Source organism: Dyadobacter sp. CY327, from assembly GCF_021390415.1.
Taxonomy (GTDB): domain Bacteria; phylum Bacteroidota; class Bacteroidia; order Cytophagales; family Spirosomataceae; genus Dyadobacter; species Dyadobacter chenhuakuii.
Map to the genome: position 1 here is coordinate 1,563,083 of NZ_JAJUXJ010000007.1, position 23,326 is coordinate 1,586,408.

General features: G+C 46.8%; 17 protein-coding genes and 1 pseudogene. 5 read left to right on the top strand and 13 right to left on the bottom strand.

All coding sequences use genetic code 11. The features are described from left to right. The first annotated feature begins 139 nt into the window (after positions 1-139). Together LZG74_RS22800 and LZG74_RS22805 are read left to right on the top strand one after the other, a co-directional pair. Positions 140-1,729: a M12 family metallopeptidase gene (locus tag LZG74_RS22800; protein WP_233798795.1), complete on the top strand. Its 1,590-nt coding sequence runs from the start codon at positions 140-142 to the stop codon at positions 1,727-1,729. A gap of 334 nt (positions 1,730-2,063) precedes the next feature. Continuing rightward, complete coding sequence (locus LZG74_RS22805) at positions 2,064-2,630, top strand: cysteine hydrolase family protein (protein ID WP_233798796.1); 567 nt, start codon at positions 2,064-2,066, stop codon at positions 2,628-2,630. Between the two features lie 83 nt (positions 2,631-2,713). On the opposite strand, the gene LZG74_RS22810 is transcribed toward LZG74_RS22805, so the two are convergent. The 4 genes from LZG74_RS22810 to LZG74_RS22825 are packed head-to-tail and all read right to left on the bottom strand — an operon-like array spanning position 2,714 to position 5,941. Then, positions 2,714-3,475 carry a LytTR family DNA-binding domain-containing protein gene (locus LZG74_RS22810; RefSeq protein WP_233798797.1) on the bottom strand — a complete coding sequence of 254 codons (762 nt, stop codon included), beginning with the start codon at positions 3,473-3,475 and terminating at the stop codon, positions 2,714-2,716. After that, positions 3,456-4,484 carry a sensor histidine kinase gene (locus LZG74_RS22815; RefSeq protein ID WP_233798798.1) on the bottom strand — a complete coding sequence of 343 codons (1,029 nt, stop codon included), beginning with the start codon at positions 4,482-4,484 and terminating at the stop codon, positions 3,456-3,458. Before LZG74_RS22815 ends, LZG74_RS22810 begins: the two co-directional genes overlap by 20 nt. Positions 4,485-4,511: 27 nt before the next feature. After that, a complete protein-coding gene (locus tag LZG74_RS22820; protein WP_233798799.1) occupies positions 4,512-4,973 on the bottom strand; it encodes a hypothetical protein in 462 nt (153 codons plus the stop codon). A gap of 11 nt (positions 4,974-4,984) precedes the next feature. Continuing rightward, on the bottom strand, positions 4,985-5,941 hold the full coding sequence (locus tag LZG74_RS22825; RefSeq protein ID WP_233798800.1) for a heme-binding domain-containing protein: 957 nt from the start codon (positions 5,939-5,941) through the stop codon (positions 4,985-4,987). Positions 5,942-6,433: 492 nt separating this feature from the next. Between LZG74_RS22825 and LZG74_RS22830 the strand changes: the two genes are divergently transcribed. Continuing rightward, the gene (locus LZG74_RS22830; protein WP_233798801.1) at positions 6,434-6,862 is read left to right on the top strand and encodes a response regulator; all 429 of its coding nucleotides are present in this window, start codon (positions 6,434-6,436) and stop codon (positions 6,860-6,862) included. On the opposite strand, the gene LZG74_RS22835 is transcribed toward LZG74_RS22830, so the two are convergent. From LZG74_RS22835 to LZG74_RS26615, 9 genes and pseudogenes are all read right to left on the bottom strand, one after another. Beyond that, a complete protein-coding gene (locus tag LZG74_RS22835; protein ID WP_233798802.1) occupies positions 6,852-7,046 on the bottom strand; it encodes a hypothetical protein in 195 nt (64 codons plus the stop codon). The two genes, LZG74_RS22830 and LZG74_RS22835, sit on opposite strands and share 11 nt — an antisense overlap. Before the next feature lie 177 nt (positions 7,047-7,223). Next, positions 7,224-8,810: a RagB/SusD family nutrient uptake outer membrane protein gene (locus tag LZG74_RS22840; protein WP_233798803.1), complete on the bottom strand. Its 1,587-nt coding sequence runs from the start codon at positions 8,808-8,810 to the stop codon at positions 7,224-7,226. 27 nt (positions 8,811-8,837) lie between these two features. Then, positions 8,838-12,335 (bottom strand): TonB-dependent receptor, encoded by a 3,498-nt coding sequence (locus LZG74_RS22845; protein WP_233798804.1) that lies wholly within the window; start codon positions 12,333-12,335, stop codon positions 8,838-8,840. Beyond that, entirely contained in the window at positions 12,328-13,353 is a 1,026-nt protein-coding gene (locus tag LZG74_RS22850; RefSeq protein ID WP_233798805.1) for a FecR family protein, read from the bottom strand. Before LZG74_RS22850 ends, LZG74_RS22845 begins: the two co-directional genes overlap by 8 nt. Positions 13,354-13,452: 99 nt before the next feature. Continuing rightward, the gene (locus LZG74_RS22855; RefSeq protein ID WP_233798806.1) at positions 13,453-14,112 is read right to left on the bottom strand and encodes an RNA polymerase sigma-70 factor; all 660 of its coding nucleotides are present in this window, start codon (positions 14,110-14,112) and stop codon (positions 13,453-13,455) included. A gap of 264 nt (positions 14,113-14,376) precedes the next feature. After that, positions 14,377-14,742: a helix-turn-helix transcriptional regulator gene (locus tag LZG74_RS22860; protein WP_233798807.1), complete on the bottom strand. Its 366-nt coding sequence runs from the start codon at positions 14,740-14,742 to the stop codon at positions 14,377-14,379. Next, positions 14,742-15,290 (bottom strand): hypothetical protein, encoded by a 549-nt coding sequence (locus LZG74_RS22865; RefSeq protein ID WP_233798808.1) that lies wholly within the window; start codon positions 15,288-15,290, stop codon positions 14,742-14,744. Before LZG74_RS22865 ends, LZG74_RS22860 begins: the two co-directional genes overlap by 1 nt. A gap of 102 nt (positions 15,291-15,392) precedes the next feature. Continuing rightward, complete coding sequence (locus tag LZG74_RS22870) at positions 15,393-21,290, bottom strand: Ig-like domain-containing protein (protein ID WP_233798809.1); 5,898 nt, start codon at positions 21,288-21,290, stop codon at positions 15,393-15,395. A 133-nt stretch (positions 21,291-21,423) separates the two neighbouring features. Continuing rightward, positions 21,424-21,567 (bottom strand): annotated as a pseudogene (locus LZG74_RS26615) (DinB family protein); the annotation flags it as partial. 209 nt (positions 21,568-21,776) lie between these two features. On the opposite strand from LZG74_RS26615, the gene LZG74_RS22875 reads away from it, so the two are divergent. Both LZG74_RS22875 and LZG74_RS22880 read left to right on the top strand, forming a co-directional pair. Beyond that, a complete protein-coding gene (locus LZG74_RS22875) occupies positions 21,777-22,712 on the top strand; it encodes a polysaccharide deacetylase family protein (protein WP_233798810.1) in 936 nt (311 codons plus the stop codon). A 58-nt stretch (positions 22,713-22,770) separates the two neighbouring features. Further along, on the top strand, positions 22,771-23,326 hold a 556-nt coding region (locus tag LZG74_RS22880), incomplete at its 3' end, for a M20/M25/M40 family metallo-hydrolase (protein WP_233798811.1).

Below are 23,326 nucleotides of genomic sequence, written 5' to 3' on the forward strand. Positions count from 1 at the left end.
AAAGTGATGCCTTACGTTTAGCGATTTTAACCCTCCCTTCACCGATTATCTCAGGCTTACTGCCCGAACCAGATTTAGTTTTGATCATTCGAATGTGGGTAACATTCATTGAAACCAAATCATTTAAAATCGGGCAATCATGAAAACAAACCATTTATTAGCCAAGACAACAATTGCATTGTGTGCGACACTTTATCTCACTTCGTGCCGGGAAATGGAGCCTGAAAAAGCGGTAGGCGCGTCGGCAGAAGCGAAAGTGAATGTCGTTGCTCCGGAAACGGCTTATCCCGGAGAAGATGGCATCACAAAACGAGGAAGGCTTTTTGGCAAAGAAATAACCTATTCAGAAATAGATGGAAAGGCAGTTTTTGAAGGCGATATCATCCTGACACCCGAACAACTGGGCCAAAACACCGGTGCAAGGACCCAGGCTTTTACCAAGATACATTCACTCTGGCCCAACAACTTCATTCAGTATATCGTGGACCCAAGCATTTCGGATGACAGTGCCATTCTCGCAGCGATTGCTGATGTGGAAGCTGCTACGCCATTGCGTTTTATACGTCGTCGTTCTCTTGCTGATATTCCGGGTTATCAATTTGCGCAGACAAGTTATGTAACATTTACACGCAGCCGGGGCTACTCATCTTCTATTGGCCGCATCGGTGGCCAGCAGTTTATAGGGATTCCGTTTTTCCCGACCAAAGGTGGTATTCTGCATGAGATCGGACACACAGCGGGTCTGCTGCACGAGCATACACGCTACGACCGGAACGCTAATGTTAAGGTTAATCTCAACAATGTTGCCGAAGCCGCAAAACCGAACTTTACAATCCTGGATAATGAGGGATACGACAACAGGAAATACGGCTCCTTCGATTTCGGCTCTATTATGATGCTCGACTCGTACGCATACTCACAAAACGGCCAGCCTGTCATGACTACGCTGGATAACAAGGCATTTACCGTGCAGCGAAGCCAACTGTCAGTAGGCGATGCCCAGTGCATCACTGCTATGTATTCCAATGTGTTTGCTGTTACACCTACCGGCATTCTGGCGGGAGACGCGGCAACGGGCAAAAATGCACCATTGGCAACGCTTTACACCGGAGCAGGTGAGATTTATGCGTTGAAAGATCAATTCTTTCTATCACAAGGCAATAAGGTGACGCAGATCAGATCGAAATCTGGCTGGGCTTATAATGTAACATCAGGCACAGGACCCGTGAACGGCATGACTTACTACAAAGGAAATATCTTCACATTGCAAGACGGGAGCGTATGGAAAACCGAGGCAACAAATTGTGTTAGACAGCAATACACAGGGCCATTTTTCAGCGGCGGAACCGCATTGGCCTACGCATTCGGGCTCCCCTACGCGGTCGTCGGCGACAGGCTCCACATTATTTCAATTGATGGTAAAAATAATAGTGTCATGGGATACGGATACAGCGGGGTTACCGAAATGGTGGGCTGGAAAGCTTGGCTTTATGTCATCAAACCGAACGGCAAACTCTATAAAGTAAACCCGACCAATGGCGACATTGTCCAACACGGAACCACAACTTTTTCGTCCAATGCCCAATTGACATGCACTGGTAAAAATCTCCTGGTTGTTAGCCAAGGCACATTATACAGCATAGATGAAGCAGGGATTACAAAACCAATTTCAGGCGGCTGGGGCAATGTAACCGATATTTCAGCCGTCAATTCAGAAGATCAGCCTTAATGTCTATTTAGCAAATGACAAGATTCTCTGCACACTGTTCATTGTGCAGAGAATTTTTTTGTTAGGGATTCACACCTAAATGTGCCTTATGCTAACGATGCAATTGTATGGAAACAGAATAAGCTAGCATCCTGATTTGATCGACGAACATTATTGTAATAGCGAACTATTTAAATGATGTTTCAATACATTTTAAACAAAAAAAACGGGTATTTGGGTTGAAAAAAGGACAATCCAGCAGTTTCCGACTTCTAAGTCCGGTGCTGGATTACCAATTTTGGACGTCCAAGTTCCGTTGTCAATGTGGCGAACGCCAGGTTAAAATTCAGTAAACATGAATCTAAAAAAAGAAATGATACCCGCCTTAATTTTAATCGATATACAGAAAGGTTTTGACGATGAAACATATTGGGGCGGATCCAGAAATAACCCGAATGCAGAAGAAAATGCGAAAGAGTTGCTGGACTATTGGAGAGCGAATAATCTGCCAATCTTTCACATACAGCACATATCAGTCAATCCCGATTCGAAACTTAATATAAGCAGTCCCGGACATCACTTTAAAGACATTGTTAAACCCTTACCAGGAGAAACAATTGTCCAAAAATCCGTCAACAGCGCCTTCATTGGTACTAATCTGAAAGAACAACTGGATGAGAAAGGGATTCGGGCACTGGTTATTGCAGGTTTAACAACAGATCATTGCGTGTCTACGACTACCAGAATGGCCGGCAATTTTGGGTATGAGACATTTGTTGTAGCCGACGCAACGGCGACTTTTGGAAAAAGTGGCATTAATGGCCAGCATTATGATGGTGAAACGATGCATCAAACGGCACTGGCACAATTAAATAAGGAATTTGCTACGGTTATCCATACGCACCAAATTATCAATTCTTAAAGTAAGATGATAAAGCCAGACCGGCAATATCATTTTTGACGGCGGGATATTCCTTGACGGATTCTTTGAGTGAGAAAACATTGTTAACGATTCTCCATCCATGCCAGAAATGCCGGCGTTTTTTCTTTGTTGATCAATAGTTGGTCAGGCGTTTCAATGGTCAGCTTCACATACAATTTCCTAAGAAAATGATGTTCGATTTCCTTAATGGCTGAAAAGTTGACCAGATATTGCCGGTTTACCCTGAAAAATTGCTTTTGGCTCACGGACGCCGCGATCTGATCGAGAGATTGGCTCAGTGTAAACTCCTGTCCATCGAAACACATGATCATGGATGTTTCATTTTTAATATAAAAAAACGCGATCTGCGCAGTTTGAACCGTGGTGTATTTTTGATGTTTAAATACCAGAAAACTGGTTTTCTCTGCCGGCGGCACTATTTTATTGAGCAGCTCGCTTAAATCGGGAATCGCTTTTTGCTGGAAGAAATTTTTCAGATTGTCGACTTTGGCGAGCGCCCCTGCAATGTCTTCCTTGGAAAAGGGTTTCAGCACATAATCCACACCATTTCGTTTGAAGGCTTCCAGTGAATAGGCATCAAAAGCCGTACAGAATATTACTGGGCAAACGATTTCCACAGATTTGAAAATTTCAAAACTCAACCCATCGGCCAACTGAATGTCCAGAAAGATCAGGTCTGGCTGCGGTCCCGCCGAAAGTGCCTCAACAGATTCTTCGACACTCTGATACGGTCCCGTGATTTTGGCTGCCGGGCGCAGTTGCCGGAGGATATTTTCAAGGGAGCGGGCTGTTTTCAGCTCGTCCTCAATGATTACGATGTTCATGAATAATTGGAAGTCTAACCTTAAATAGGTCCTGGCCGTTGATCACCTCAACCTTTTTATTTAATAAATGGCTGTATTTCAATTCAATGTTTTTCAAACCCACACCCAGGGAATCTTCCTGGTTCTTTCTGAGCTGGATCTGGTTTTCAACCACAATGCTTTCACCCTCACTAAAAATCCGGATTTGCAGCGGCCGGCTTAAAGACACAATGTTGTGTTTGAGACAGTTTTCAACTAATAGTTGCAAGGTAAATGGTGGGATTAATGTATCTAACGCAGTTTCATCAAGCTTGTTTTGAAAAATAAACCCATCCTCGAATCGCGCTTTCTGTAAAAAAAGATACGCATTCAAAATCTCCATTTCTTCCTTCAAATGGATCAGATCCAGCTTGCGGCTTTCTAGTGTATATCGGTAAAAATTGGCGAGTTTTAAGATGAAATCCACCGACTGCTGATCATTGGTTTCAACCATTGCTTTAAGCGTGTTCAGGCTATTGAACAGAAAATGCGGGTTCACCTGCTGTTTCAAAAGGTCATATTGCGCACTCAGATTATCATTCCGGAACCGTTCCAGTTCCATGCTCACATGCTGGTTTTCATAATTCTGTTGCAGCATATTCAGGAACATATAAAACACCAGGTTGATCAAAATCCCACGCACTTCCACCATCAACATGGCCGGGCCGAAATCAATATGAGAAAGGATAAGCTGTTGAATGTAAGCCAGTCCCAGCATAACAACCAGACCAAACGCCAGCGAGTTGATTAATTTGGCATACGATATCTGCTGGCCCTGCGACCTGTTGCCTTTTTGCGAAAGCATGTAAATATTGAAATACCACATAATCACCGCAAAGACAGCCGTAATGACCGCATTCACCGCAGCTTCCAAAGGCACAAACTTATTCGAAGCCAACTGCGGCACCGAGGAAAGCAAACCGAGCACCACAGAGCTCGTCCAAATGATCGTATTTGAAACTTTAAAAGGCGCTTTTGTTACCATATTCATTCGGTCCAGGTGCGATTCCGCATTTTATCATGGAAAAACGGCAGCTCGTTGGGAAGTTATGAATTCGATCTGCTGATCCTTTCCGGGCCTGGCGTCACCGGGCTTAAAGCCTTCCCCGGTTTTAAAATCATAGTCAAATGTTAATCCTGACACATTTCTATGAGCAACATTCACGTGCTCTACGGAATAAATCTCGGCATTTATATTGGTCCCATACCATTGCGGCATAGGTTTTTGTTTCCAGGTTACCAGGGTATACTGTGCTCCTGGGCTTAGTTTGAGCAAAGAATCCTGAGCCGTTTGCAGTGCAAGATCATTGCCGAAAAGCATTGCAATCGTGCCTTTCTTGTTATTAATGATGGATTTAATCACCTTTTGATTTCCCGCATCGTACAGGTATTCAGGTGCAAGATTGGCGGTGTTGCGATCGTTGCAGGACATTACAAAAAGTGCCAGCGCTGCGATGTATATTGAAATAGTTGACTTCATTTTGGTGCTATTTATTTGGTCGGAATGTTGAATACAAAATCGTTTTCAGGTGCAAGCAGCCGGTGGCAATTCGCGCAAGTCTGTTCAAAAAGGACCGTTTTGCCTGCTGGTTTCAGATCGAGCCCGTCAAATTTTGCAAATCCCCAGCCTTCGGTGGAGCTGTATTTTTTGCTGTCTTTGATCATAAACTGTGCATTTTGAAAATTGCCTGGCAGCACATTGCCGTCCTTATCCTCCGCCTGTTTACCCCAAACGACCTTTACCACCCTGGATCCGTCGGGAAAAGGAAGTTGATGGTTTTTAAGAGCCTTCACCAAAATATCATTTCCGTAAACGATCCGCATGCTGCCCCCGTCAAACTTATCCGTCACGCTGATGATCTTCCAGTTTTTGTAATCCGCAGAATAGGGAATGCCATTCAAGGAGACCGGCGTTTTTTGAGTCAAAATTTTATCATTTGTTAAAGATTGGGCAACGATCCTGGCTGTATCCACTTTATGCCTTCCAGGTAGTGTATTGACATATTGTTTCAAAACCGTCAGTTCGGATGCAGACACTTTGCCGCCCGGATGTGCCAGCTGATAACGTTGTAAAGGCATTTTCTGCTGATCGATTGCATTCACCATTTCCCAAAGCAACAACTCCTGCACAGCAGGCGGGTTTCTGTCCCATTCCGAAAAATTAAACCGCGCCCGCGCCTCATTCACATCATGCGCCACCAGGAAGGATGCCGGGGCGATCCTATCAAACCATTCTACTTTGGCTTCATTGGAATGGCAGTCATAACAAGCCCGCTCCAAGATCTGCTTCACCTCCTTTGGAACCACAATTTCGCTGGTCACCGCCGGATTTTCAATGGCAGGAGAGCCGATTTGCAATGCCACAAAAATGATGATGAGCACGATCGCCGCACTTCTGTAAAATGTTAACCCTGGCTTTTTCATTCTGATATAATATCTGATTCTCATAGCTCAAATGTAGGTCTGTTCATCCCTGTTTCCGAGCAACAGGCCCTCGTACCAGGCAAACTTAACCGTAAACCAGACATTGACGAATGCGAACTGGACAGTAAACGGTGCCAAGTGTGACAGGTGATCCGCTTTCAAACCTTACACCAATGAGGCACAGATCACAAGCGGAACATTGTCCTATGCCATTGGTGCAGGATCTGCCGTGATTTCTACGCCCTGCTGGCATGCTGCGGAGTTGCTTTCTGAAGGCCGCGGCAGATTGTTTCCGTTCAACGATGTCCAAGCTCTAAGTGAAGTATTTCTTGATTTGCTTGATCACCCGGATACAATGATGCAATTACGCAATAACGCATTCAGTTACGGACGAGAGATTACCTGGCCTAAGATTGAATGTCCATTATTAAAGGGTATCTTACATAAAACGAAAAGATCATGTCAAAGAAAAGGTTGCATTCTTTTGCTTGCTATAAAATTTAATGTTTTGCCAAAATGAATAAAGGTGGCGATATCATCATTATTGAAGATGATCCAGATGACCAACTGTTAATTGAACAAGCTTTTCAAGAGCTGGGTTATGCAAACAAAAGAATTTATTTTCCCGACGGGCTCGACGCGTTGGCATATTTAAATAGTGAAACACCGTTGCCATTTATCATCTTATCTGATATCAACCTCCCCAGGTTGGATGGGATCCAACTAAGAAGAAGGTTGCGAGAGAATGCATCGCTAAACTTAAAGTGCATCCCCTATTTGTTCTTTACGACTGCGCTGAATCAGGATGTGGTCATTGAAGCTTACAGCACATCAGCGCAAGGATTCTTTGTAAAACCCTCAGACTTCAATGAGATCAAACAAACTTTGAAATCCATCGTTGAATACTGGAAGCGATGTGCCGCTCCGAATAATTTTAAGTCGTAATGAGATAGTATTCATCAATCTGGTTCCAGGAATAGCTGTAAGTAATTCCGGATACTTCCTGAACAAAGTCACCGGTTTCACCATCTGTAAAGCCAACGCGCCAATTGGTTGTATTTTTGATCCTGAATTTTAGTGTCGAATTTGACGGCGGGAGATCATTTTTTCCTAATATCTTGATTTTCATATGCTAAGATAGCCTTATTCAGGCGCAAAACCTTGTTATATTCCGTATAGTTTGTCCGTCATGGTTACTTTCCCGGGATCAACGGCATAATGCAGTTTTGCGCCATTCGTATTTTACTACACGCCTGAAAAAGCGCTGAAAATAGTGTGAGAGCCAGCATGCTGGATTTCGTTTCATTTAATTCCAGTCGTTGCTAATGTCTTTTGCGACTAGCGGATTGGTGTTTTTCTCGGTTAAGGGAATAGGAAATAATACGTGTTTGTCCTGGAAGAAAGACTGACTTGAAGCCGGATACTTCGCTTTCTTTTCAGCATTCAAGGTTTCCTTAGCAATACCCCAGCGGATGAGGTCAAACCAGCGAACTTGTTCACCGACGAGTTCCAGTTGGCGTTCCAGCATGAGCTTTTTCATCGCTTCGTCCTTGCTACCCAGCGTAGTGTAGGCAAATGCACCGGAGCGGACGCGTACTTTGTTGATCAATGGCAAGGCTTCACCCATTTTTCCGACCTGGATCTGCGCCTCCGCGAGCATCAGCAGTACATCGGCATAGCGGATGATCTGGGAATTGATGTCCGATTGCGGCAATTCACCTTTTTCCTTGTATTCATAAGGCTCGTATTTCCGCCACCGGTAGCCATTGCCATTCTCAGCAAACGGATACGTTTTTACACCAGTCGTGCATTTGTCGCAATACGTAACGTCGCCTCCGCTGGCTTTATCTCCGTAAAATGTGTTTTGGGCTCTGGGATCAACATAAGCCCTGCCGGCTTCGTCTTTATAAGTGAATGCTTTCACTGCTGCATCGGAGATGAACACGTTTCGCCAGTCGTTCCAGCCGTATTCCATCGCGCGGCCGGTCAATGTATTTTTACCGCTTCCAGATCCTTCCTGCGAGCCGAACATATAGTACGGACTTCCTTCTGCCCAGCCGCCCCATTCTTTGTGCGGGACGTCGAAAACCGATTCTGCGTTTTTCACAGGCGATTTAGTGAAGAGCTCGTCCAGGTTTTTTACCAGATCATACGTGTAAGGCGCCTTTGTAAGTAACTCGAATTGCGCGGCAGCTTCGGCATATTTCTTTTGGTATAAATAGGTTTTACCCAATAATGCAATGGCCGCACCTTTGGTAACCCGTCCCAGGTCACCCGCACTGGCGTAAGTGACAGGCAGTCCGCTAATGGCATTTGTTAAATCCGATTCAACCATTTTCCAGCTTTCCTCAGTGCTCGCCCTTGGAAGATAAAATTCGTCGTTGCCACTGTAATCCTTGCGGATCGGCACCCTGCCCCACAGTGTTACGAGCAGAAACTCAGCATAGGCTTTCAAAAAATAGGCTTCGGACACATATTGGGCTAGTTTTTGTTTCTCTGCGTCGTTTGCAGGCGTTATTTTAGATGCTTTGTCAATCACCAGATTTGCTCGGAATGTCATTTTGTAAGTGGTAGACCAAAGGTCATTGATCTGCGCATGATTGGGGGCGTAACTGTAATCGTGCAGCTGCAAAACGTCCCCCAGCAACGGCGCATCTGCCTCGGCTTCATTCCCGGTGAGATCCATTAAATAATAGAAATCCCTGGAATACAAGCCCTTGTAAAGTAGCAGCCCATAAGTCGCTGTAACTGCTTCTGAAATCGTGGCGGGCGTTGTGAAGTAAGTGTCGTCGTTGTAGCTCGACTGGTTTTTGACATTATCCAGCGAGTTGTCGCAGCCGGCGAGGGTAAGGCAGGCCAGCGTTCCCAGCGAAAGTATTTGCTTTTTCATCATGATGAAAATGAATTTAAATAGAGAAAATTAAAACCCGACCTGCAATCCGATGAGAAATGTCCTTGGTTGCGGATACTGACCTGTATCGACGCCTTTTGTGAAAATAAACGACTTGGCATCATTGACACTCGCGCTCACTTCGGGATCATACCCTTTGTATTTGGTCAATGTGAGCAGGTTCATCGCGGTGGCATAAATGCGAAAGCTCGAAAACACTTTGCCGCCTGTCGAATTCAAAATCGTTTTCGGGACCGAGAATCCAAGGGTCAGGTTGCGCAACCGCATGAACGAGCCGTTTTCCAGAAAGCGGTCGGAAGCGCGCAGGTTGGAAGGCGTATTCTGGCCAGACCTTGGCATATCCGTAATGTCACCGTCCTTTTTCCACGCATTCAGCACAGCCGTCGATGAGTTAAATGGGCGGGTTGTGCCTTCTGTCCAGTAACGCAATGCATTGTAAACTTTCACATCGCCGATCCCCGCCAAACCCATCGAAAGGTCAAAAGCTTTGTAGGATAAATTGACCGAGCCACCGTAAGTCCAGACCGGGATCGCCGAGCCGAGGAACGACTGGTCTGCATCGGTAATGCGTCCGTCGCCATTCAGGTCTTGATAAACAATGTCACCTGCCTTCAAACCGTCCTGGTAACTTGCAAATCCTTTGGCAACTGCCTGCTCATTATACCTGGCCACATCCGCAGCGCTGGACACGACCTCGTCCACCTTGTATCCGTAGAATGAACCAATCGCCGCGCCTACATCCGTTTTGGTGATATTAATTCCGCCATTGGTGCTGCCGCTTACGATCGGCGCGCCATTACCAAGGGACACCACATTGTTTTTATTATAACCTGTATTAGCCGAAATGCTGTAACTGAAATCCCCTGCCTGACCAGCATACGATAATGCGGCTTCAAAACCTTTGTTAACTGCATTGGCCGCGTTCTGAACCATGCTCGCGTCGTTGTAAACATCGCCCAGACCTGTGGAAACGGGCAGTTTCACATCCAGCAGCAAATCCTTGCTATCGCGTTTGTAATAATCCAGACTCACCTGAAGTCTGTTTTGCAAAAGGCCGAAATCGACCCCGAAATCGATCTGCGTGGTTTCTTCCCATTTCAGGAAAGGGTTAGGCACGCGGGTAACGGTCGCTCCTTGCTGGAATGCTTTGTTTTCGCCAAAAGAATAAACAATGTTGTTGTTTCCGTACCCTCGGTAAACGGTAGGGTCCGTGAGAAACAAGCCGATATTCGCATTGCCGGTAATGCCCCAGCTGCCGCGCAGTTTAAGATCAGAGATAAAGGAGATATTTTTCATAAAATCCTCATTAGCAACCTTCCAGGCCACACCTACCGATGGGAAATTCCCTTTGCGGTAGGCCTTGCCGAATGCAGGATTAATGTCCTGACGAATAGACGCATTTACGAGATATCTGTCATGAAAAGCGTAGGTAAGACGGCCAAAATACGAGCGCGAAGCATAAATACTCGATCCGGTGCCGGTAATGCTGTTGGATTTGGAAACACCGATTTGCTTGATGAGGTCATTGGTAAAACCCGAACCGGTCATATTCACGCTCCGGCTTCTGGAGCCCTCATTGTAGGTGTTACCGGCCATGAGTGAAAAATCGTGGCGGCCTATTGTTTTCGTATAGCTCAGGATGTTTTCAATAATCGGCGAAACAGAGAAGGAATAGCTTTCCTCGATCTTGCGGTCAATTTTGGTATTTCCGTTCAGATATTCGCCTGTATAATTATAGCTATTGCCGTTGGAAAGGCCAATGTTCGCCTGCGTCCTGAATTTAAGGCCATTGATAATGTCCACCTCACCCCATAATTGAAACAGGTTTGAAACACCTCTTCCCAGCTTTTCAGTGAGATAAATTCCGGGTAGCGGATTGAGCGCGTCGTTCTGGTCGATGATCGTCGTTACTTTACTATACCCGCCCAGATTGGCAGGGTCCATTGTCGGTGCGTAAGGTGGCATCCGGAGCGCTTCTACAAAGCTGGCGGCATTGCCCGTTGTCCTGTTGTATTTAAAGTTAATGGTTTGCCCGAGTCGAATTCTTTTGCCGATCTGCTCTTCGAGCTGCGTCCGTAAATTGATCCGCTGGTAGCCATAATCCCGCATAATACCCTCCTGATTGGTATAACCCGCCGAGAAATTATAGGTCGCTTTATCACTTCCGCCTGTTACATTCACATGGTGCTCTGTGATTTTTCCATTCCTGAAAATCTCTTTCTGCCAATCGGTTCTCGTTACCAGCACGTCGGGCGTGTTCAGCTTGTCGGGCACTTTGTTTCCCTGTACTGCATCAATGTCTTTCACGAGCTGCACATACTGGGCGGCATCGAGCATATCGAGCTTTTTCCAGGCCTGCGCCACGCCTACATAACCATTGTAAGTTACTTTCGGCGTTCCGGCTTTGCCTTTTTTGGTGGTGATCAACACCACACCATTGGCAGCAGACGCGCCATAAATCGCCACCGAAGCAGCGTCTTTCAGCACGGTAATATCCTGAATATCATATGGACTTACTGAATTAATATCGCCGCCCTGAATCCCGTCGATCACATAAAGCGGATCGGAATTGGTGAGCGAACCTACGCCGCGAATGATGATCTTCGCATTCGAGCCCGGTAATCCGCCTGTATTCACGATCTGTACACCAGCGATTTTACCCTGCAAAAGTTGCTGGGCAGATGTAGCCGATACATCCCCGAATTCCTTGCGGCCTACCACGGCAACCGCCCCGGTCAGGTCTTTTTTCTTGGCTGTTCCATAACCAATGACCACCACTTCTTCCAATGCTTTTGTGTCTACCGAAAGCGAAATATCCACGACCGAACGATTTCCAACAACCTCTTCCTTTGGCAAATAACCTACAAAAGAAAATATCAGAACATCGTCGGGGCTTGCTGCGGTGAGCTCATATTTGCCCGCAATGTCCGTCGTAACGCCACGTTGCGAACCTTTTATCACCACATTCACGCCCGGAAGTCCGTCGCCGCGCTCATCTGTAACCTTTCCCTTGATCGTTTCTTCCGCTGGATTTTCCTTTGCTATTCTAGAAACAGCAATATCCGTCCGGCTCAACGATTCAGGAGCCGCAGTCGGGGCGATGGTAGCGCTCTCAATGGTGGCTATTCCGGCCTCAGGAGCTTTTTTCTCAAATCGCGAAACGATCACATATGCTTCTTTTCCTGCTTTTTTGAAACGAAGATTGAATGGTTTGAGCAGATCGGTCAGCTGCTTTTCCAGCTTGCCGCCTTCCTGACGGTAATCCGCGCCGGTAATGGTGATATTTTTAACGGTTTCTTCTTCAAACAATATGCTTACCTGGTGCTGCTTGCCCAGATCTACCAATAAATCTTTCAGGTTTTTAGCTCTGTTACGGCTCTCTTCGTGTTGGGCTGGAATCGGTTTCATCGACTGACTTGCAAATGAAATAGCCTGCGCCGTGCAAAGCTGCTGAACAAATAACATGGTCAGCACGATACGGGTTTTTTGTAGAAATCTGCTACTCATGGTTAGGATTGGTTACTGATGTTCTCAATTCAATAAATTCATTGTGTTTTACCACTTCCAGATGAAGCAGTTCGGATAAGATGGCCAGCAGGTCGTCGGCTTGTCTGGCTTTGTACACGCCGCCGATACGACGTTTGCCGAGAACGGGGTCAAGTATACGCACGTCCACTTTGAAGCGTTCGTTCAGCTGTTGCACCGCCTCTGACAATAGCGTATTGTCGAAGTAAAACATGTCCTGTTTCCAAGCCACGAACTTTGCTGGTGTCGATGAAGATGTAAGCGTGAATTTCCCATCTTTTTCGGTTGAAAAGAGATTGCCAGGTTTCATATAAAGCTGCTTTCCTTTCGGCAGACTCAGCTTTACCTTTCCTTTTGTGAGAAAAACCTTAGTACCACGCTCCCGTGAAAAAGCAACAAACTCAGTACCAAGCACTTCAATAGAATAATCTTTATCCATTTTCACAATGAACCGGCTATCCTGCTCGGTATGAACGACTTTGAACTCTGCCTCACCTTCCAGCATTACTTCCCGGTTCCCCGATCCGAAACCGATCCTTGGAACGCGTAAAACTGAATTAGCATTGAGCACGACTTTCGTCCCGTCAGAAAGTTCATAAGCAGATATGCGGCCGTTTTCGGATGTTAGTGATTTGTACATCAATTCCTGATTGAAAACAAAGCCGCCCACCACCAGGAAACAAGCGGCCACGGCAATGGCCGCCACGGCACGGTAAGCCCACGCACTTTTCCAGAGACTGATATGTGTTTTTTCTGTCTGATGCAATGGAATTTCCCTGGCTGCATCCTGATCATTGACCAGCGCAACAAATTCAGAGAGAGCACTTTCCACTTGCGGTGTAAACTGCGGATGGCGGCTTTCCCATTCGTCGAGATACTGATAGTAAAGTTCTTCATTCCGCGGGTCGGCCAGCCAGTCTTCGACGAGCTTACGCTGAATGGATGTGGTCCTTCCGTCAAAAAAATCGAAGAGGACGTCTTTGGATAGGGATTCTTTCATTTTATATTTTTTAGCTTTTACAGTCCGGTGAGGGCTGTCTTGAATAATTCGCGGCAGTCAACAACAGACAAGTGCACTGGCCCGAACCCCATGTCGGGTTTATACTTTAATTGAAATCATCAGCGCGAGGCAGAGAAACCAGCTGTCTTTCAAGCCCGTGCGAAGCCTTGCGATGGCGCGGGTAATAAGAGCTTCCACAGACTTGGGCGTAATTTGAAGCTCAGCTGCGATTTCTTCAAGTGACTTTCCTTCCACACGTTTGAGCAAATAAGCCTTCCTGCATTGCGGTGGCATATCCTGCATAATGCGCTCCACCTGCTGGTGCAACTCGCTATATAGCAAAGCATCACACGGATTGAGTGTATGGGATTCGAAAGGGGTGGTCATTCCCTCCATCGGGGAAGTACGGTTCAGGTCCCATTTCAGGTAATTATAGGACCGGTTCCGGACAGATTTGTACAGGTAAGCGCGGTAGGAAGTGTTGATGAGCTCAAAAGTCCGGCTTTGCCAGAAAGCTGCAAAAACCTCTGACACAATATCTTCCGCGACTTCGCTGGAATGCACAAACCGGATCGCGTGGTTGCATAAATTGGTGTAATACTTTTTAAAAAGCAGCTCGCAACCTTTCTGCGGATCCTGGCTGAACGTCTTGCGGATCAGGTATTCGTCGTCGAGCATCATAGGGCCGTTATCCTGCGCAGACAAGTCCGCTATGACTTTTTCAGCTGACGGTAGTTTTTTGATAGAATTTATTGCCATATCGTTTCATTAACGCGGCTGCACATTTGCAGTTCTCTCACACAGACAAAACCACTAGCTCTATCCCCATACTATAAATAATATTTTTTTTTCAGAAAATAATTCAATTTGACAGAGAGTACATTTTAGCATAGACTGTATAATCAGACATTAAAAAACCGGCATAGGCCGGTTAGATAGATAATTTTCTCACGGATTATTTTTACAACTTCTTATGGATTGAAGTTCGCGTTTTATTATGTCGAAATGTGAGCCTCGCCTATTCTAATGTTCTGCTTTCTCTTCCTGCATATGCATAGCATTGTGTTTAGGAAATGGTTTTACCAAGTCTTCCAGCGTCATACCAACTGATACACCTAATCTGGTCAGCGTTTCAATTGTAAAATTCTCGCGTCCTTTCAGCCACTTGTTTACCTGCTGACGCGAAATGCCAATCTTGTCAGCCAGCTCGTTTTGAGACATGTTTAATTCCCGAAGGCGTCCGAGTATCCGCAACGCCACAGTTTGAGAAGTTTTAAGCCATGGAGCATTGTCCTCTATCTCCATTCGCTTACTTTCAGCTAACCAATCACTAGGTTCATCAGCCAAAAGATGCTGAATTTTGTTATATACGTCCATTTTTTGATCCATTATTCTAAGTCTATAAATCCGTAGTCACTCCTTGAATCGATGTGCTCCGCTTTGAAATAATTCTTTACTGTTTTCATTTTCCTGTCTTCCACTTCCAAATGGAGCCTTTCCATACTTCGAGTCAGCTTGATGGCGCCGCCGGTAATAACAAACAGATTATTATCAAGCTTTATGGCATATAATCTTAACCAACTTCGGGATTCAGCTCCCCTCGCTTTGCTCCGTTCCCGAACTGTTTCAATGGAATTGTTATCGTAAGGCTTAAACAACTGATTAAGGTTCTTCCCATTCTCGCCATTCATATGAGAGTTCAAACGTTTTCTAAACTCCTGAACATACCCCAAAGTATCAAACACGGCTTCCTCAATGCTTACAATGCCATAAAAATCGCCATTTAGATCAGCTTTATTCGAATTGAAAAAGTTGTCCAGGAAGCTTACATCATTCCATTCTGCAAACACCCGAGCCAACTCGTCCTGAGTGTGTTCTTCAAATTTGACAGAAAGAAGCACTTCCTGCTTCACTATTCTTATCTTTTCAACCTTCATTTGTGTGTGTTCAAGTTCTGGCCTGCGACTCTACAAATATAAACAAAAAACGTTCGCGGCAACTTAAAAGTTGCCGCGAACGTTTGCATTTAGGTAAATTCTCTACCGCCTCACAACCTTCAACACAACCGATTCCCGCGAGGAAGCTACCTTGATCAGGTAAACCCCTGCTGTTTTGCCGAGCGGCAATGTATAACGCTCTTGGGCAGCTGGTTTTAGGATTGATTTGCTGAACAAAGAACGGCCATTCACGTCGATAACCGTTACGTCGAGAGGCAATGCATTTGCACCGGTGATGACAACCTCGGCCTGGTCGCTGCTAACGGGATTTCCCATTAGTGTGGCGGTCAGTTTGGCTGGTGCTTCCTCATTTTCGACTATTCCGAACCGGCCGTTACCCTGCGCTGCAGGCTCCTCGCCGTACACGAGCTGTCCTTTGTAGTAAACCGTTATCTTGCTGTTTTCAGCAAATGGTGCGGCTGCTTTGAATGAATAATCATTCGCTTCATCAAATGCTGACCAATTTGACTTCGCGATCCTGTACTGAATATTGCCGGTGCTGCTTAGTGGATACAATTTTCCGAGCGAAGGCGCGCCTTTCAGTTCGAAATAGGTGTCCGCATTCACTTTTTGCTGGTTGCCAGCGAACTGGCCGCTCACGTTTGCAGCACCCAATCCGGCAAAGTCAATCCAATGGTTCAGACTGGCAGTGCCGTCTGATGTGAACCAGTAACGAACTGCAAGATCAGCATAATCGACCGGCACATTGCCTTTGTTCTCTACTTTGATCCACGTGCTCAGCGAGGTTGGCGAAGCATTCGTGTTTTTGTTTTCCGAATAAACTTTCAGGTCCATTACCGCAGCAGCCGTGTCGGGTTCCACGCCCCACCAGAGTTTCCCGTTGCGATACAGCGTGATATGATCGTTGGCAACGTAAGCAGAAGCGTTTTTGAAAGAGTAATCGTCGCTTTCCGACAGATCAGCCCAGTTCGAGTTGGCAAACCTGGTTTGGATAGCTCCCGAATTGGCCGACGGATTTAAATTCCCCGCAGACGCATTGAAAGATACTTCCACGTAACCCAATGCGCCATTGCGCGGTTTGTCCAGTTCCACATAGTTCATCGAAACCTTGCTGTTTCCCATTTCAGCGAAATCCACCCATTTGTTAATGCCTGCGAAATTTTCGGCAGTAACCCAGTAGCGGGCAGTAAGTTCGCTGTACGGAACTGCAACGGTGCTTTCGTTGGCAATGGTCAGGTATGGTTTGATGTGATTGTTGTTCACCTGTCCATTGTCGCCATCCTTGTAAAGCACTTTCAAACCGGATGTAACAACCAGCGTACGGCCCGATGATTGAGCGGGACTAAATTCTTCATTTCCACCCTGAGAAGCGGTAATTACCGTGTTGCCAGGTGCAACCACTTTGATTTTTCCATTAGACACAACCGCCACGGAAGTATCTGAGCTTGCATACGTTACCGGCAAGCCAGATGATGCTACTGCGCCCGGATCAAAGTCGGCATCGCCAACCGTTTTGTGCACCAGACTATCCAAAGAAACCGTTTGCGCAACAACCGGAGGAGCTGCGATGGTCAGACAGAAATCGTCCAGTATCAGCTTTCCGCTCGGCCCGGCTTTTGACGCCCATATTCCGATCGTCACGGCATTCGCAGGCGCTAGTTTGGTAACCGAATATTTGGTATAAACCGTTTTGGCCGGATCAAATGGGTGAACCTGGAACTGCGTGGTACCACTCGTAATTTTTACTCCCTGTGCGTCATAGAAATCGATTCCGATACCAGCCCACCATGGTAAGATGAATTGGGAAGCATTTGAGGGATTCGGCGTCGCTTCTACTTTGGCCCAAACCTCAAAAGTGATCTCCCTGCCTCCGGTTACCGGAATCGTTTTTCCATAATTAATGGCTCCCTGGTCAGCTGTGATTACCGCGCTTTTTAAGCCGCTTTGGGCTGATGTACCAATGGTTGCAGCCGAGGCATTCGGATTTCTTGTCCAGTTTACAAAACCACTTTCAAAACCATTGTTGGTAAGTACACCGCATGATCCCGCGCTGACAACCGTTACCGCCGAACCGGAAGAAACACCGCCCGCATCCTGCGCTGTGGCATTAATAGTAGCATTACCCACAGCGACGGCTGTTACAATTCCGGTTGTACTTACCGTAGCGACACTTGGATTGGATGAGCTCCACACCACCGTTTTGTTGCTCGCATTGGCAGGTGCAAGCGCCGCTTTGATAGAAGTTGTATCCCCCACGCCAACTGTGACTGACGTTTTACTTAATGTAACCGATGTGATCAGCACATTGGAAACAGTGACCACGCTGGTTGCGGTTTTGTTTCCTTCCTGCGTCGTAACTGTAACATTCGCTGTGCCAGGTGAAACGCCGGTTAATACACCATTTTGACTCACTGAAACAATGCCAGCGTCAGACGTAGACCAGGTCAGCGTTTTATCAGTTGCATTCGCGGGCTGTACAGTAGCAACAAGCGTGACCGAATTATTCACGCCAACCGAAGCTGTGGGTGTGAGCGAAACACCACTTACTGCGATATTGGAAGCCGTTATAGTCGCTGAGGCTGTTTTCTGGCTCTCGTTGGTCGTAACGGTAATCGTGGCAGTACCAGGAGACATTCCTTTTACCAGCCCGGTTCCGTCCACGCTTACAACAGAAGTATTCGATGAACTCCAAACGACCTTTTGATTGGTAGCGATCGCGGGCAATATCGTAGCAGACAACCGTGTCGTGTCGCCTACACCCACAGCAGCGCTGGATGGGGCTACAGCCACAGAAGCAACAGGTGTAAGTCCTACTTCTATCCCACTAACAACCGGGAACTCAAAATTCGGAATGGGCCTGAAAACAACATTAAGTAATCCTGACGCATTGGAACGGACCGAAAATTCTCTTACAATACCCTTAAATCTTCCACCGGCCTGCGCGATAATATCAAAGTTTTTAAGCAATGTGTCAGCTACACTGGTGCCGGTCACATTAAATTTCCTTTTTCCAGCAGTAACGGTTGTAGTGATCTCAGCAAAATGAATTCTGACTGTATACAGACTATTTGGCACCAGATTTCCATAGGAATAAATAAGCGGATGACCGCTGTGGCGCTGTGATCTGTATACATCCGCCGGAGCAGGAGAGCTGATGGCGCTCAAATCAATAGCTGTTGTTGTAGAGGTAGTCCATTGGTAGCCCGATTGCGGTGAATCGGCAACAAAATTTCCAATCGTTGGCCCTCCGCAGTTGTTTGCAACCACGACAGTACCCACTGTCAGCACCGAGGTAGCTGTTTTTGCTCCATCTTCCGTGGTGACGGTAATGGTGGTTGTACCCAGCTTTAAGCCGGTAACCAGGCCGCTTGCATTTATTGTAGCAACGGTCGGGTCTGATGAAGCCCAGCTTACCTGTTTGTTGGTTGCATTGGTAGGAAGCACCGTTGCAGTGAGATTTCTGCTGATACCTAATCCAATGCTGATGGCAGGGTCGAGCGTTACGCTTGTCACGCCGATGGTCGGTGTAACCTTGATGCTGCTTTGGGCCGTTTTTCCACCATCCTGCGTCGTTACCGTAATGATAGCAACTCCTGGGGCCACTCCGGTAACCAGTCCTGTCGCATTCACAGTTGCAATGGCCTCGTCAGATGATGCCCAGCTGATGGCATTATTGGTGGGATAAGTCGGGGTAAGTGCAGCTTTTAATTGTTTTGTAAAACCAACAATGACAGAGTCAGCAGCGGGTGTTACGGCCACGGAAACGACCGGTCCGCCCGCGGGTTCACCCACAAAAATGCCATTGCCGCCAATGCCCAGATACACTCTTCCATGCAAATCAGCAGCCATATTACTCACAATGCCAGGAACCGGGTTAGCGATCGTCGTCCAGGTAGCACCATTATCATCTGACCGGAAAACACCATAAGAAACGCCGTTGATCGCTGTGCCTTCCGAACTTACATAGATCACCGGACTGGCAGATGCAGTTGTATCTGCCTTGCCAACCGCAACCCATTTCGGTTTTTTGATCACATCCGAATTGATTTTGGTAAAGCTCTGTCCAGCATCTGTGGAATGGAACAGGCCATCACCGGAGAATGAAATCCAGATATCTCCCTCCACGCCCGGTGTAGTTTCCAAACTCATTTGGGCCACATTTCCAACATTAGGCAGATTGCTCGCCGCAGTTGGCGCAAAATTGACCCCTCCATCGGTGCTCTTGTAAATCTTACCATTGGCATAAATATAAAAGACATTACCATTCACTTTATCGGCCGCCAATGGCTGCATTCCCGCCCAGATCTGGTAAATATCACCAGGCTTTAAAACCGCATTAGGAACACCATTGCAGGCTGTCCAAGTGGTACCCAGGTTATCGGAATAATAAGTGAGCCCGCCCTGCGTAACCCAGACCATTTTTCGGCTGGTAGCAGAAACGGCGATCCTGCCTCTTGCTCCCGGAATCGAAGGGAATTTCACATAAGATCCCCCGCCATTGGTCGAATAGCCTCCTATTCCCGTACCATTCCAGCCATCGCTTCCTACCCGTGCGATAAAATTGGGATCTGAATACTGAATGGCGCCTCCTGATGTATTGCAGCCCGTTTGAGTCGCAAACCAAGCGGATATTCCTTTTGCAGGTGGCAAATCCAATGATTTGTGGTCGAAACCGCCTACATCGCCTGTTGTCGAAACCAGATAATTGGGGCCCGACGGCGGGCAAACCATTGGGCCGGCTACTACAATTTCTTCCAGTCCGTTATCGCGTAATTTCCAAGTCACCCGGCTTGCCCACACATTGGTCGTCTGGCCCACATCGAGCATATCCGAAAACCAGACGTGACCTGCATTAAAGGGATCCCAGGCAAAACCATTGACATTATGGCCGATATTTCCATTCGCTCCGTCTCCGGCTGAATGCGGCGCTTCCGAGACATCGCGGGTTGCCGGTGCCATCGACGTCCAGCTGCCCTGGCTCCCACCCGAAGTGCTGCGGTAAGCCACATCATGGTTCCACGTACTCGTTGTTGATACGATCACTTCATTGCTATTGGACGGGTTGACGCCCACACCGCTAAACTCCTTGCCAGCGACCGGTGTAATATCGATCCAGCTGCTTCCATTCCATTTATGCAACGAATGACCGCCCATCGGACGGTAATCGGCTTTCGGCAGTCGGCTCACAAAGAAAGTACCGTCATTGCTAATGCTAGCACGCCTTGGTTCGGCCGGACTTCCGGGCATTAAGGCAAATGTATTTCCGCCGTCCGTACTGCGGTATACGCCGGCTTTGCCACCCAGGAAAATGTTCCGGGTCACGCCATTGACTACTCCACCGCTTTTGTCAAAAAAGATAAACCTGCCTGACACCGAATCAGGCAAAGTAGTGTTAACCTTCGTCCATGACCCTACTGCACCTGCGGCTGTACTTTTGTGGGTACCATTTGCCCGGCTCGTTACATATACAACATTACTGTTGTTTGGGTCAACAGCGATGCGGTCTGTGTAAGTCTGGTCACTATTTGGCAAAACTGTTATGCGAAGCTGGCAGTCGGTCCAGGTATTGCCCCGGTCCACCGACTTCATTACCGTTCCCGGCGAAGTGCCACCTCCCGGCACCGTGCCCATGCCCGTCTGATGCGTTGCGTAAAGAATGTTACCCGTCACGTCGCTGGGGTCAAAAGCAATATCACCGCTCTTGGCGGCGGCTTCCCAGTTCCAGTAGGTGGTCGGAATCTTACCGGACCACATCATATCCTCCCATTTCTGCGCCGCGTGGTTCCAGCGGTAAGGTGTGCCTACGTCCGTGGTAATAAAGTAAAGATTAGGCACTTTGGGATGCGCTTTGATACTGGTTACATTACCTCCGCCGCCAATTCTAACCGGTTTCCAGTTGTAGGTCTGTGCTTTTGCGACAAAATTCAGGGCTCCTGTCAGTGCAATCAACAGCAGCATCATTCGGAATAATCTTTTCATACTTGAAGATTTTGGTAAGAAGTAGTTTTTGACATCTTCGTACAGACAAGTAGGTCAGGAAAATCCCCATACACTAAACTTATTTTTTTACCATTAAAGCTATGAATATTATTAAATCAATGAGGTGCGCATATTAGGTGCCTGATATCATTTTGTAGTATATAAAATCAGTCATCGGAGGCTGAATGCCGATGCTTCGAAGTTCAGTAGCAATTTGTCCTCTATGATAATTGGAATGAGTAATGATTTGAAAGAATATTTCCTGAACGGAGTGGGTAAAGGTGGTACCGGAACCAGTTTTATAAGTAACGGGCTGCTAAGTGCCAAAGCGTTCGAGTGCCGCCAATGTCGCTTCGCTATTTGCCCGGTTGATTTCAAGCAGTGTCTTTATTAAACGTATCCATTCGAATATGTTAGCTATGAAATAAATACAAATCAACATCATTGAACGCATATTTTTAATTTTATACTAAACCTGAGCCCCTCATGAAATTGCATATACTGCTGCTACTAATTATTCTTCAATCTTTTGCAAAACAGGTCTTCGCTCAAAAACAAATCGCCATTACCATTGACGACTTGCCCACGGTCAGCAGAATCATGAATACCGATGCCTTGAGAGCGGAATTGACAGATCAGCTGTTAGGCCATTTGAAACAACATAAAGTCCAGGCGACGGGGTATGTCATCGGGGAGAAACTTGTCAAAGACGGAAAAATTATTCCCGCCCAATACGGTTTACTAAGGAAATGGCTGAAAGCCGGCCATTCACTCGGAAACCACACTTTCGGACACTTAGGCATCAACGATATTTCGGCAGCCGCCTATGAAGCGGACGTGCTCGGTGCCGATACACTGCTTAGAGATTTCCTCCATAAAGAAGGCGCTGAACTCAAATATTTCCGGCACCCTTATCTCCACAGAGGAAATACGGCTGAAAAACGGGATTCGCTGGAAATGATACTAGCCAAATACAAATACATCCAGGCACCCGTAACGGTCGATAACGACGAATACCTTTTTGCCGCTGCCTTTGACAAGGCGATGGGCAGCAAAAACCAGCTCCTGGCCGATTCTATCTCGAAGACATATGTCAACTATATGATGGATTATGTCCATTACTATGAGTCCCAGGCCGACTCGCTGTTCCACCGGCGCATTCCGCACATTCTGCTCATGCATGCTAACTTGCTCAATAGCAAGGCACTTGGCCAGTTGCTTTCCAGACTAGAAGCGGATGGCTATCAGTTTGTCACGCTTCAAAAAGCGCTGGAAGATCCTTGTTATCTCACAGAGGATCAATATATCGACAAGAGAGGCATTTCCTGGATTCACCGCTGGGCTATTACCGTCGGTAAGAAAGGGGCATTCTTCAAAGGCGAGCCGACAGTTCCAAAATTCGTCTCTGATCTGACGCAATGATGTGCGCCGCGTGCGGATCCTAAGAGTTCGCTCCAGAAGCAGTCAAACAGTTATGGCAATGTTTAACAAGTTCAGTGTAACGCAGCAAACGATTATGGGCAAATCAGCAAACGGAAACAGCAAGAGCTTGGCTAAGCTCACCCCCCTTTTGGTACTTATTTACGTATCACTGACGGCCAGCGGGCAAACCAGTAAGCCAACCAAGGCAAATTCATCAGCGCTAACTGCAATTGAAAGCAAGATCCGCGACAAAACGATGGCCATCGAGTCCAAGTTGATCGGCTGGCGCCGGGATATACACCAAAATCCAGAACTGGGAGATCAGGAAGAACGCACTTCAAAACTGGTTGCAGAACACCTCCGCACGCTGGGAATTGAAGTGCAGACAGGAGTGGGCGGCACAGGGGTTGTAGGCATATTGAAAGGCGGGAAGCCAGGAAAGTTGGTGGCTTTGCGGGCAGATATGGATGCTTTGGCCGTTAAGGAACCCGCCGGATTACCATTCGCTTCAAAGGCCACAGCCCAAATAAACGGAAAGACTGAATACCTGATGCATGCCTGTGGGCACGACGCACATACGGCTATGCTAATGGCCGCAGCCGAAGTGCTTGCGA